The sequence below is a fragment of the Mesorhizobium sp. SP-1A genome (assembly GCF_032460275.1).
Classification (GTDB): domain Bacteria; phylum Pseudomonadota; class Alphaproteobacteria; order Rhizobiales; family Rhizobiaceae; genus Mesorhizobium.
In genome coordinates this window covers 50883-62785 of sequence record NZ_JAVXZD010000008.1, presented here as the reverse complement: position 1 = coordinate 62785, position 11903 = coordinate 50883, and the positions used below count along the sequence as shown (strand labels likewise).

Below are 11903 nucleotides of genomic sequence, written 5' to 3'. Positions count from 1 at the left end.
CCATGCTGGATGCCGCCCTGATCGAAAAATGCGCCGATCCCTCGCTCTCCCCGGCCATCGTCGAGCAGTTTGTGGAAGCGGCCGGCTCACCCGATCCTCTCGCCATCACGGTGAAATCAGGCGGGCGGCTGATCCTCGTCCCGAAGCCGAAAACGCCCGACGAGGCCATGGAAATTGTCCGGGAGAACGTTGGCCGCGCCATCGTGCGCGTCGGGCTGACGCAGTTCCCGGCCGGCGTCGGCGTCAAGGATCCCTCGGCACTGAAGCCGGATCTTGTCGATCCATGTGAGAACCTAAAGATGGGCACGAAAATGTTCGCCAAGATCATGCGCATCGTCGCGAAATGGTATGGCAATCCGACTGAAAACGAGGTCCAGCCGCGGATATTCGAGGACGCCGTCCATGCGTGGAAGACTGGGGAATTCGAGGGGAGGGAGGTGTTTCGGGCTGAGGATCCGGGAACGGATTGGCAGGTGCCGGACGTGGCGCGCAAAACTGAAGATGCGGAGCCGGCCGACGGCGTTGCGGGAGCGCGGGACGAACGGCCGGCCGAGACGGACACTGCAAGCGCCGGAATACGCATCGATCTTTCGCGGATCAACGGAAAATAAGGTGCTGATCAAGCCTCCGGCAACGCATAGCGCGTCAACACCGCCGCGCCCTCGCTGACAGTCACTTCGAGGACCTCGTTTACGATCTCACCATCATTGCCAAGTTCGTCCAGGACAACCGCAAACAGTTCCCGCTGCTGTGCGGGAAGCACCTGCGGCACGATGATGATGAGGCCAGCGTGGAGTTCCTCGTTGGCGTAGAGTTTTCGGAAGTCGCGAGCGTTGTTGGTGACGAACGTGAAATTCTCTTCGACAATCCGGGGCATCAGGTCCCAATCGGTTTCGCCGCTCAGGCCCAGCCAATTGACGTGAAAACACTCGTGTCCGCGTTGTTGCGCCACCGCCACGAGGGATGTGTGGAGACATTCGTCGATGAGGAATTTCACGCCGGCTTATCCGGACCCTTTGGTACGCCATCGCGTGAAAGAGGAAAGCGCTTGGCTGATTTGACGCTCAGCCCTTGATCCTCAAGCCGTTTGGGACGTCCTCGAGCGGGGTGGGCAGCAGCCCAAATCTCCGCCAGCTCGACCAGCCGGGTCGTGAGCGATGGATATCCCTCGACGATCTCCTCGGTTGTTGCCCCTTGAACCTTCATAGCGGCAATCATCCGCACAGGGACGCGCGTGCCCTTGAACACCGGCTCGCCGCCGAGCACGCCCTTGGATTTTTGAACGACGCTTTCGGCTTCGCTAAGCGCATCGGCACGGGCCGCGAGTTGTTCCCTGGCGCGCGCGACGTCCACGATCAGGTAGTCGTCGGCTCTGACGGTGTCGGCGCCAGGATTTTCGTCGATGGTCTCGAAGAGGCGTTTTCGGCGCTCGGCCGACAGAATCGAACCGACGCCGTACCAAAGCTTCAGGCGAAGCAGATCGTCATCGGTGATCGCGCGATACCTATGACCAGCCAAGCGGCTTCCGATGATCCGTTTGTCGATAGCGTTGTGGACCGACTTTATGCCGATACCGCTCACCGCGGCCGCCTCGGTGGGCGTGTACTCGCGAAGTGCTGCAGCCATAATCATTCTCCTTGTGGAGAATATATATGCGATATGGGCACAAATCGCAATGCGGCTGGCTAGACATCCGAACTGCGGATTTTGTACGATTTTGAGACTGCATGCGCCTTGGATTGGGGAAAGGCGCCCAAAACGATAGGCCCGCGACACTTGAATTGTTAAACCTATTGGGCTATTTAACGACCGTGACCTGTCAGGCCGTGTGTCGGGCAGGAGCAGTGGTGACCCGGGCCTCACAAAAGGACCGGTTGCTAGCCACACAAGGAGCCGCCTTCGGGCGGCTTTCTTTTTACAAGACCTCGATCTTGTAGGCCTCCCGCAATCCCTTGGCATTGACCTCGCCATTGTTGATCCAGGCGCGAGAGTGCGCGATGACGTCGGCCAGCTGGAGCATTCTTGCAACCGCGGAGTCGATCGCGACAACCCGGGTCACTGACTTGAACAGACCGTCCTGTTCACGAGCTCGCGCAATGTGTTCCGCGAACCTCGGATGGCTGTTTTGCTCATTGATGTCGATCAGCACCTCGACGTTGTTGATCTGCTGGCCAACACGATTGCCACTGCGAAACCGCTTCACGGCGACTTTTACCGTTTCGACAAGCGTCTTTGCGTAAATCTCGGGCCTGTCGCCGACGAACACGCCGCTCGATTTGTTCAGCATCCGGATGCTCGACGGCATTTCGGTCTGTGCGAAACGGCTCAGAATGCTTTGCAGCTGCGGCTTGCTCCAATTGGCAGCATGGACCTCATTCACGGATGCCGGCAGCAGGTCGCTGAACGCCTTGTCCGCCTTCCCGCATTCGTGGGCCCAAAGGATTGCACATCCGAGCGAAAAACCGTCATCACCGGCGGTGCCATATTCATCGACGAAGCATAGGATCTTCTTGTTAAGGCGGGGCACGTGTTATCCCTTGTCGGCCGAACGACGGGCATTCCGTCGCGCATTGGGGATTTCGGTCTTGGTTCGCGCCTTCCGCCTCTCGTCCCGTTCCTCATCGAAATCCGGCACCAGTTCCTTGATCTTCGCCACCAGGCCATCGAGCCGATAGATGTTCGAGCCATAGTCTCCGGCGGCCGTCTTTTGCTGGATACGCGAGATGTAACCCTTGTCCTCAAGAGCCTTGATGTTGATGCGCAGCGTCTGCTGAGTGATCGACATGCGCTGGGCCAGCTCCCGCTTTGGCGGAAAGGGAGGCCGGGTCGGGTCGATCCAATAGCTGAGCAGCTGGACTATGATGTTGAACTGGGTCGTGCTGATGCCGAGGCGTGATTGAGCCCGCACCAGGATGTTCGGCACGCCCGTGAAGCCGTGAGAGATCACCTCGGCGCCGAAAATCCGTTCTGTCGAAGATTTTCCCCGCTTTTCCGCAGCGGCCTGGTTTTCTTGGGTTGTTTCGTTGGTCATGGTGCTTGTCCTTTGCACCGTGACTTACGCATCCACCTTTCTGTCGACAAGGCGGCCAACCGGCTTAGCGCTGGCCGGTTTCTCACCATACCCGCATATCGGTATTCCGCTATTCCGGCTTCACGGTGATTGCGTTGCGATGCTTAGCTGCCTGAATTTCGCCCATAGGTATGTCAGAAAACAAACCATACCGTATGGCGGAAAATAGCGCAACGGCGTCTGGAAAATCATACGGCAACGGAGAGACGTCACCTTAGTATCACATCCGCAGATGATGGGATGAAATTTTGGCAATGCCCGCCGCCTTCATGGAACTTCCGCGATCTGTGCTCGCTTTTCGGTGCAGCGTTTTCGCTGTGGATTGCATCCGCCGAATTCCCGCCTATCCTGTCTGTGCGCAAGTGAGCATAAGGTGGCGCCTGGCGCCTTGATCAGCCACCAAACTAAGAACCACCGTCGGGCTGGCGACCGACAGGCTGATGTCACAACGCCATTCCAAGAAGGAAGATCCTCTCATGGGTTCCAAAGCCATTATTACGTCCCTGCCAGTCGCCGGGGCCGACCGATCTGCGCTGATCGAAGTTGCTAACTCTGCGTTCGAGGCGGTCATTGAACGTATCGAGCCGAACAATGAGGCGCTAACCCGAAGTCTTTGGGATGCCGGGGACTACATCGACAACTGCCTCTTGGATCTGGTCACCCCCGACAAGTTGCCGATGCCTCGCGACGAGATTGCGTACCTCGTCGATGTATTCCTGGTGCATCATGTCATTGATCTGGCGGTTGCGGCGGACAGAGAGGCCGCCGAACCACGGCATTGACCGTCCATAGCAGCAACGAACTCCCCCTTTGCTCGCCGCGGCGGGGTCAACCTGCTGCGGCAGTGGTGGGGCCAGTGCCATCAAGTCTGTGACTTTTGCCGCCACCTCCTCAAGGGTGGCGGTAAGCCGGGTTACCTGCGAGGCCGTTGCCGCCAGTTCCGGGCCGTAGCGAGTAATGAGATATTCCCGGTTCTGACTGAGCGACTGAAGATGCGTTGCTGTTTTCGCGCGAAGGCGCAGCCCAACTTCCGGGGCGTGCTCCATCCGCGCTGAAGGTCGTGCTGCATTTTTCGGACCTGACTAGGATTGTGCCCACAGTGGAGCAAGAATGCGGTCAGATAGAGTTCGATCGCGTGGATGGCTGACAATCGGAACGGCGCTCGAGTATGCGGCTTGCCGGGTCGCCCAAGCTCGAGGAGCTTGATTGCCGCCTTGCGGTACTCTTCCGCCAACTCGTGGATCTGCCTCGGGGAGGCCAGTTCTCCCGGATATTTGTATTCTTGGATCGCCATTTAAGCAGAGTAAGATGCTACAGGGCAGATTTCGTAAAGGGGCGGGCGTAGAAGCGTCAGCATAGCGCCGCCGCCGGACGGACGCTGCGCCGACGACACCCGGCGTGGCGCGCCGCATGGGTACGGGCATCCGCGAAGCCGACCGTGCATATTTAAGTGTTAGTCACCCGATGCAGGCGGAACAGCTTGTCAAAGAAGTCTTGGATCACCACGTCGGCTCCATCGCCGACCATTTCGTTGGCGCCGAATCGGTAAACCTCGTAACCAGCTAGACGTAGCTCGCGGTCGGCCGACACCATCTCGCTGTAAATTTTCAAGGACGGCTTTTCATTTTCCGAGAAGTGATGCTTGCCATCGACCTCGATCACGATTCTCTGGCGACCAGGAAGCAGGAGCAGAAAATCCATGCGTTGGCGTGGTAGGGGAAGACGATGCCGCAGCGTTTTCACAACAGCCGGATCGTAGTGCAGATAAACCTGGGGAAGCAGCGCAGGCAGACCATCACCAAGGGTAGTTCGGTAGGCCTTGAAGTAGGTAGCGAATACCTTCCGCTCTGCTGCAGAGGCAAGAGACTCTTGCAGACGCTTCCCGAGACCGGCGGCGTCGCTGCCAACCGCCTGTTCCGACCACCACGTCACCAGGTCGGACCACAACAGGCCGTTCGCGCCGACAGCTCGGTCGTAGACAAGACAGCTTTCCTCGCCCGAGAGGATGACGATGTCGTTGTTGATGGCATCGGCAAAGCCAAGTTCCGGCTTGGGCCCGCGGGAGGCGAAAATCAAGTTCTTGGGGCGACCCTTTACACCTCGAACCGTGGGCCGGAACGCATAGATCGGGTGTCCCGACACATCGCCATCCACCGCTAGCTCGTAGCCATCACGTTCCAAAATCTCATTAAGCGCGGCTACCGTCTGTTGTTGCATCTCCCCCGAGCGGGCCAGCGGGTGTACGGCTTCCTCAAGCAAGGCGGCGAACCGGGCGCGCGAACACTCGAAGGCGCCGATCTCCCCGAAGAGAAACTCCACCGACCAGTCAGGATTTCGCACCATATGGCGGTCGATCTTGTCACGGAGGCTCTTGCCGGTGCCTCCAAACGCTTCCTCCCACGGGTCGACAATTTTGAAGTAGCGGCCGACCATCTCGATCAAGTCGGCTTCACCAGCCAGGTCATGTTCAAACACACGCGCAACATCACGACGTGTGATACGGGTCAACGGCGGCTCGTCAGCCTCCAGCACTTTGCGACCAGCCTCATCCAGGGCGATGTCACCTCGTTCCTGGGCGAGTTTCAGCGCGACCTGCGCCATCTCCTTTTCGGAGAGCCCGTCTAAGGCCGCATCGATGCGCTGACTTTTCGAAAGCCCGTCCCCGCGTGGAATATCCAGCCCTGCAATGCGAATAGGCTCTATGTCGAGCGCCGTATGGGACATCGGATGGAGAAAGCCGACGATCTTAGCGCGGAGATCTGTTGCCATGCTTAGAAAATGTCCGCCGGTAGCAAGACTCGGGTCGCGGTAAGGGTTTTGACGGCGTGGATCAGGACAAAGACCTGATGGCCGGTGGAGAAGGACTCCGCGACGCAATCATGGAGAACACCATTTGCGTCCATTAGGCCGAGCGACCTTTTGCCGGAGGCACGGCGCTTGCCGACAGGGATCATCGCGCCGATGTCATCATCGGGGGTATAGGTGTCCTTCCAAGGGTAGTTACCAAAAAGTTGGGTGAAGCGCTCAGACTGGATCGGCCGGCGCAGCGTCGCGTGAAAGCCGTCGCCCAGAACAAGCTCAGGCATGTTGAGGACGACGACCGCGCAGACGCGATCGTTCTTGGACACATATTGGCGAATAGCAGCGTAGTTTGAGGCATTGAACCTTGAAGCAAGACGGACCGGCGTCCAGATTTCGAAGGCTTCGCTGCTCGCCATTTCATGAAAAGTATCGAGCTGAAACAGCACCTCTGAGGCGAAGACGTTTGCCTCGCGGTCGAAGAGCTCGGCAGTAGCCCCGTCGAGGGCTTTCTCACAGTCTTCGACGAGCGCATACATTGGGCGCTGCCATGGCAAGAATCCGTGCGCGGCTTCGTGGAAGCCGACGAAGCGCTTCTTCACAGCCAGCATGGTCTGGTTGAGAAAGACCAGACCGTCGGATGCGTGAAAAAGTCCGAGCACCTTGGTCACGGCGCGTTTGACGGCGTGCCCGGCCTTGGCTCGGAGCTTCGCTAGGAAACCCGGGTTCAGGACGTCTTCTTTGACTTCCTCGATCCTGGCAACCGTCATGATGCGATCCGTCGGCGTCGGAAAAACGCCGAGCGCGCCCGCTTCGCGCAGCGCGCGCTCGGCCTCCTTGCGGACTCGAAGTCGCTGGCCGGGCGTCAAACTGCAATCGTCCGGCCGGCGCATGGCTATTTCCGTTTCGAGCGAATGTAGGTGAGATAGTCGAGCAACTCGGTCTCCTCATCGGCGGTGAGATTGTCGATCGAGAACGTGGCGGCGCGACCGTGCTTTTCACCGTCACCGCGGCTCGTTGCGGGCACGATATATCCCGCGCGCTCCATCAGCGTTTCATAGGCGACGCCCAGGGCTGTCGAGAGGGCGTACAAGACATGAGGCGACGGCTTCGTGACCTTGCCGCTCTCCAGTTGGCTAAGATACGCGTTCGAGATCTCCTTTCCCGTAGCGTCTTCGACTTCGCGCAACGACATCTGCATGTCCTGGCGTGCCTTCTTCAGAAATGGTCCGAGTTCAGGTTTGGCTTGCGTCTCCATTGGTTTGTCATCGGGCATCGATGCTCCTCTACGCATGGTTTCCGGACACAGACTCCGGCCAGATACATATGGATCAAAGCGCTTGATCTGTCAAGCGCGCGAAGTAAATGCTTGACATAATTAGCACGCTTGCCTATCTTAGCGATTAATCGGCGCTGGTGCCGAGAACCTAGGAGTTATCCCGATGGATATTGTTTCGGAGGCCGCGGCTGACCGCGGCCAGGACCACCACCACATCGAAATTGCCGACGCGACGCTCACCTTTCGCTCGGTGCCGATCGCGGATTTGACCCCGACCGGCATGCAGCTTGCGGCGGCGGCGGGTTCCAAGCCGGCGCAGCAGGTGAGCGTGCTGCAGCTCCTGTCGAACGGCGACCTGGAAGACATCCGGCCTGACGAGACCGTCGATCTGCGGCATGCCGAGGGCCGGTTCGTCATCGTCGAGAGCGATCGCAGCTACCGGTTCACGATCGACGGCCAGCGTTTCGACTGGCCTTGCCGTGTTGTGTCAGGCGGTCTTTTGAGCAAGCTGGGCCAGGTGCCGGCGGACAAGGGCATCTTTCTCGAGCAGGGTGAAACGGCCGACCGCGCCATCGATGCTCTTGACCTCGTCGATCTCGACGCGATCGGTGTCGAGTCGTTCGTCACGCGGATCAAGTTCTGGAAGCTCAACGTCCAGGGTGTCATCCTCGACGTCGATACGCCGACCATAGGTGTCCGCGATGCCATTGACCGCGCCGGGTTCAATCCCGACCAGGGCTGGCAGATCTTTCTCAAGATCGCGGGTCAGCCGAAGCGGCCCGTCACGCTCAACGATACGATCGATCTGCGCACACCGGGCATTGAGAAGCTCCGGCTGACGCCGAACGAGGTCAACAATGGCGAGGCGCCCTGGGCGCCTCGCCGGGATTTCGATTTGCTCGATGCCGATCACGCCCATCTCGCGCGCCTTGGGCTGCGCTGGGAAACGGTCGAACAGTCGGAGCGGCGCTGGCTCCTGATTCATGACTATCCGCTGCCGCACGGCTATAGCGTCACCCATAATTTGTTGGCCTTGGAAATCCCGCCGACCTATCCCGGCGCGCAGATCTACGGGTTTTATGCATATCCGCCGTTGGCGCTCGCGTCGGGGCGCGCGATCGACAACACGCAAATGCGCGGCACTATCGACGAGCGGGAGTTTCATGGCTGGTCGCGCAATCGCGGCAGCCTTGCCTGGAATCCGGCGACCGATAATGTCAGCACACAGCTCATGCTGGTCGAGGCAGCCCTTGCCAAGGAGGTTGGCGAATGAAACCCGCCACCACGCTCGCGCTTTCCGGCCTGATGCATGCGGCGCTCAGGCGGCACCTTTTTCCGGGTGACGGGCTTGAGGCCGCGGCTCTGCTAGTCTGTACGCGCGGCGTCGGAAAGCGTGATCGTCTCATTGCGCGAGACGTGATCCTCGTAGCGCACGATCGGTGCCGACGGGAAACCAACGCGATAACTTGGCCAGGCGCGTATCTCGAAGAAGCGATTGACTTGGCTGAGCACGAAGGACTCACGATCGTCCTGATGCACGCGCATCCTGGCGGACTGTATGCGTTTTCCGAGGTCGACGACGAGAGCGACCGGAACGTCCTGCCGTCGCTGTTTGCGGCGTGCGGAGACCGGCACGGATCAGCCATCATGACGCCGGACGGTGCCATCCGAGCGCGGCTCTACAACGCCGGCATGCGCATCGTCCCGATCGACCTTATAACCGTGGCTGGAGACGATGTGCAGTATTTCTGGAGCGCCGACGCCATGCTCTTGGGCGCGGCGCGCCGCCCGGTCGCGTTTACGAGTGACATGAGTCGCGAGCTCGGCGGCCTGACCGCCGGCGTGATCGGCGTGTCGGGCACGGGTTCAATCGTCGGCGAGCAGGTCGCGCGACTAGGCTTCGGGAAGATCGTGCCGATCGATTTCGATCATGTCGAGCGCCGCAACCTCAACCGGATCCTGAATTCGACGCTGGCCGATGCAGCCGTCAGACGTAACAAGGTCGAGATGTTCGCGACCGCCGTCGAGGCCTATCGCGGTCCCGGGGTGGTTGACCCGGTGGCTGGCTCGATCACAACACGAGAGGGCGTGATCGCCGCAGCCGGCTGCGATGTCCTGTTTTGCTGTGTCGACACGTTGGAGGCGCGTCAAATCGTTGACCTAATCGGCGCTGCGTTCCTCATCCCGATCTTGGATGTCGGCGTGACGATCCCGGCACGCAAAACCGCGGTCGGCATCGCGATCGGCGATGTCTGCGGTCGCATCGACTATGTGCAGCCCGGTGGCGCAACGCTCGGCGACCGCGGCATCTACACGCCCGAAAGCCTTCGGGCTGAATATCTGCGCCGGGTGGCGCCGGACGCACACCGGCAGGAGCTCGAGGCGGGTTATATCAAGGGCGCGATCGAGGAAGCGCCGGCGGTCATCACACTCAATATGCGCGCGGCCTCGGCCTGCGTGAACGAGTTTGTTGCGCGGGCCTTTCCGTTCCGGCTCGATGCCAATAGGCTCTATGCGCGGACCACGTTCAGCCTCGCGGCATGCGAGGAGGACTATGTCTCCGAAGACGGCTTCACATCGAGCCCGCAGACCGTGCTTGGCCGAGGTGAGCTCGAGCCGCTGCTCGGGCTGCCGATGTTCAGCCCTCGCCGCGCGAAATCACGGCTATGACTTTGCGGCGATGGTGGCGAGGATTGTGGGAGCGGCTTGCTCCCGCGCGGCGTCTCCGCGTCGTTGAGGGCGATAGCCTTCCGCAGGCGTTACCGTGGCGCGATCTTGTCGTGGCACGCGACGGGGACGAGGATTGGTGCGTTGGACTTCGTTGCCCTTGCGGATGTCGATCAACGATCGAACTTCTGGTCATCCCCGAAGCGAAGCCGCGGTGGGATCTTGCCGTTGACGCAAAGGGTCGGCCAAGCCTTTCGCCCTCGGTCTGGCGCAAGACCGGATGTCGCTCGCATTTCTGGTTGCGCTCCGGACGCGTCCATTGGTGTGATTGAGCCGAATAGAGTCAGGGAGCCTCGATCCCGGTGAGCGTAAAGGTTTCCCGGACGACCGCGTCGTTGCGACGGACGCGCTTTACACGTACGCGGGCGCGAGCGTCGACATTGACCCAGTCGCGATTGTAGCGCGAGAGTTCTTCAGCGCTCAGTGCACGATCGATCCGCCCACGGATCGTGCCCTGCGGCGGGTCGATACGGAATTCGAACTGATGCGCATCCGGCAGGACGCCCCCGAGCTGTCCGCTCAATATCTCTTCGCTGTCGTGCACTGTCGTCGAGGTTGCCCGTTCGGCGGCCCGCTCGACGGCCTCGGTGCCGAAGCTTCTGTCGGTTTCACCTGAGACGAGACGAAGCGTCGCCCCATTCGAGCACATGATGTCGAAGAAGTCGCGCGCCGTCGCCAGAAGTCGATCGTCGATGGTCTCGATCGCTGTCCGAAACTCCTCTTCGTCGGGCTCTCCAAAGGCATCGAGTAGCCGTGTCGCTTCGTCGACAGCGGCGCGAAGGGGGGTTTCGACCATCTGCTGTTGCGGTCCGGCTTCCTCAAGCAGGAATCCGAAAGAGCCACGAACGATATTTGTGATGTGGAGCGTGGAAGCCGCCTTGTTGGCGACGACACCGCGCTGGCCCAGACCGTTGGTCTCGTGAGCTAGAACCTTGGCGACGATGTCCTGGAATTTGGTGATGATCGTACCGGCAAATTCGCTCTCGATGCCACGCTGACCGAGCACAGGGCGACCGCCAAAGAAGAGCGCGGCCGATGCCGTAGGCTCGTCGCCCACGGCGTCGAGGCGCGCTATTTCCTCTTGCAAATCCGCAAGTCGCGCCTCGAGGCCGAAGCGCGCCATGATGTCTTCGTCACCGAGCTGCGCAAGGAGACCGGCCACTGCGGCGGCATCGGCATGGGCGAAGTCCCGTTCGAGTTTACGCAGGCTGGTCATGGCGTTCCTCCATTGTCGGGTTCGGCATTGGCTGGATCGAGCAAGGCGAGCGCCGCCCTGTCGTCAGCTTCGTCTTCGAGCCGAACCTGCAGCATGCCCTTCCAAAGGCTGTCCTGGCGGCGATGCGAAAACAAGCCGAGCCAGTAGCGGGTCAGATTGACCAGCGCTTCAGGCGTGCCGTTGAGGTCGACCGGAAAGAAGTCGAGGCTGTAGGTGGCCTTGACTTGCGGGCGGCCAAAAAGGCCGATGTTGCCCTGCATAAGTCGTGCGAGCATATTGCCGTCACGGATTCCGGGTGGCCGATAGAAAAACGCGACGATGTCGAGGTCCTGGGGCTCCTTGTTCTCGACGAAGCTACCGTCGAGCCATTGAAAGCCGCGGTCAAAGCCAATCGCTCTGAGGGATGCCCGATGATCGAGCCAGCCCTGCAGAATTGTGCGGCGCCTTGGGGTCGTCGCAAGCGTCGTCACCACTTCGGCTGCGGTGGTTGGGTAAGGCGAAAGATCTTCGGGCGCCCCGCCCGGTCCATTGGGGCCGACGAAGGGCGGTAAAACGCCGTCGATAGTGAATGATGGTATCGGCATCGATCGGCGCTACCCATTCCCACCCGATGGAGCGATCAGGCGCTGCGGCTCCGTCTCGAGAGCGACCGCGAGGAAATACAGATTGTCCACGCTGACGTTACGCAGGCCACGTTCGATGGCTGACACGTTCGTGCGATGCATGTCGGCGCGGAAAGCGAGCTCGTCCTGGCTGATACCCAGATGCTCGCGCTGCGCGCGGATGTTGCGCGCGAGCGTCTGTCGCAAAGG

General features: G+C 60.3%; 15 protein-coding genes. 5 read left to right on the top strand and 10 right to left on the bottom strand.

Features of this window, described 5'->3' with window-relative positions; all coding sequences use genetic code 11:
• The first annotated feature begins 2 nt into the window (after positions 1-2).
• Entirely contained in the window at positions 3-611 is a 609-nt protein-coding gene (locus QU595_RS26010; RefSeq protein ID WP_315927456.1) for a TraH family protein, read from the top strand.
• Between the two features lie 8 nt (positions 612-619).
• Here the strand turns inward: QU595_RS26010 and QU595_RS26005 are convergent, their stop codons facing one another.
• From QU595_RS26005 to QU595_RS25990, 4 genes are all read right to left on the bottom strand, one after another.
• The gene (locus QU595_RS26005; RefSeq protein WP_315927454.1) at positions 620-997 is read right to left on the bottom strand and encodes a DUF5615 family PIN-like protein; all 378 of its coding nucleotides are present in this window, start codon (positions 995-997) and stop codon (positions 620-622) included.
• Positions 994-1626 carry a DUF433 domain-containing protein gene (locus QU595_RS26000; RefSeq protein ID WP_315927451.1) on the bottom strand — a complete coding sequence of 211 codons (633 nt, stop codon included), beginning with the start codon at positions 1624-1626 and terminating at the stop codon, positions 994-996. Before QU595_RS26000 ends, QU595_RS26005 begins: the two co-directional genes overlap by 4 nt.
• Positions 1627-1915: 289 nt before the next feature.
• Positions 1916-2527: a DUF3800 domain-containing protein gene (locus tag QU595_RS25995; protein ID WP_315927448.1), complete on the bottom strand. Its 612-nt coding sequence runs from the start codon at positions 2525-2527 to the stop codon at positions 1916-1918.
• A 3-nt stretch (positions 2528-2530) separates the two neighbouring features.
• Complete coding sequence (locus QU595_RS25990; RefSeq protein ID WP_315927446.1) at positions 2531-3031, bottom strand: helix-turn-helix domain-containing protein; 501 nt, start codon at positions 3029-3031, stop codon at positions 2531-2533.
• A 515-nt stretch (positions 3032-3546) separates the two neighbouring features.
• Between QU595_RS25990 and QU595_RS25985 the strand changes: the two genes are divergently transcribed.
• Complete coding sequence (locus QU595_RS25985; RefSeq protein WP_315927444.1) at positions 3547-3852, top strand: hypothetical protein; 306 nt, start codon at positions 3547-3549, stop codon at positions 3850-3852.
• A gap of 664 nt (positions 3853-4516) precedes the next feature.
• On the opposite strand, the gene QU595_RS25980 is transcribed toward QU595_RS25985, so the two are convergent.
• Genes QU595_RS25980 through QU595_RS25970 form a run of 3 tightly spaced genes read right to left on the bottom strand, consistent with a single transcriptional unit; the run spans position 4517 to position 7145 of the window.
• Positions 4517-5839, bottom strand: a complete 1323-nt coding sequence (locus tag QU595_RS25980; RefSeq protein WP_315927442.1) for a hypothetical protein — start codon at positions 5837-5839, stop codon at positions 4517-4519.
• Between the two features lie 2 nt (positions 5840-5841).
• Positions 5842-6762 carry an ImmA/IrrE family metallo-endopeptidase gene (locus QU595_RS25975; RefSeq protein WP_315927440.1) on the bottom strand — a complete coding sequence of 307 codons (921 nt, stop codon included), beginning with the start codon at positions 6760-6762 and terminating at the stop codon, positions 5842-5844.
• Positions 6763-6764: 2 nt separating this feature from the next.
• The gene (locus QU595_RS25970; protein WP_315927438.1) at positions 6765-7145 is read right to left on the bottom strand and encodes a helix-turn-helix transcriptional regulator; all 381 of its coding nucleotides are present in this window, start codon (positions 7143-7145) and stop codon (positions 6765-6767) included.
• A 166-nt stretch (positions 7146-7311) separates the two neighbouring features.
• Between QU595_RS25970 and QU595_RS25965 the strand changes: the two genes are divergently transcribed.
• Genes QU595_RS25965 through QU595_RS25955 form a run of 3 tightly spaced genes read left to right on the top strand, consistent with a single transcriptional unit; the run spans position 7312 to position 10147 of the window.
• Positions 7312-8421 (top strand): multiubiquitin domain-containing protein, encoded by a 1110-nt coding sequence (locus QU595_RS25965; protein WP_315927436.1) that lies wholly within the window; start codon positions 7312-7314, stop codon positions 8419-8421.
• Positions 8418-9818 (top strand): ThiF family adenylyltransferase, encoded by a 1401-nt coding sequence (locus tag QU595_RS25960; RefSeq protein WP_315927434.1) that lies wholly within the window; start codon positions 8418-8420, stop codon positions 9816-9818. Before QU595_RS25965 ends, QU595_RS25960 begins: the two co-directional genes overlap by 4 nt.
• Positions 9815-10147 carry a DUF6527 family protein gene (locus QU595_RS25955; RefSeq protein WP_315927432.1) on the top strand — a complete coding sequence of 111 codons (333 nt, stop codon included), beginning with the start codon at positions 9815-9817 and terminating at the stop codon, positions 10145-10147. Before QU595_RS25960 ends, QU595_RS25955 begins: the two co-directional genes overlap by 4 nt.
• Before the next feature lie 11 nt (positions 10148-10158).
• On the opposite strand, the gene QU595_RS25950 is transcribed toward QU595_RS25955, so the two are convergent.
• The 3 genes from QU595_RS25950 to QU595_RS25940 are packed head-to-tail and all read right to left on the bottom strand — an operon-like array spanning position 10159 to position 11900.
• Positions 10159-11091 carry a hypothetical protein gene (locus QU595_RS25950; RefSeq protein ID WP_315927430.1) on the bottom strand — a complete coding sequence of 311 codons (933 nt, stop codon included), beginning with the start codon at positions 11089-11091 and terminating at the stop codon, positions 10159-10161.
• On the bottom strand, positions 11088-11675 hold the full coding sequence (locus QU595_RS25945; RefSeq protein WP_410000572.1) for a DUF6932 family protein: 588 nt from the start codon (positions 11673-11675) through the stop codon (positions 11088-11090). Before QU595_RS25945 ends, QU595_RS25950 begins: the two co-directional genes overlap by 4 nt.
• Positions 11676-11684: 9 nt before the next feature.
• Entirely contained in the window at positions 11685-11900 is a 216-nt protein-coding gene (locus tag QU595_RS25940; protein ID WP_315927426.1) for a helix-turn-helix transcriptional regulator, read from the bottom strand.
• Positions 11901-11903 lie beyond the last annotated feature (3 nt).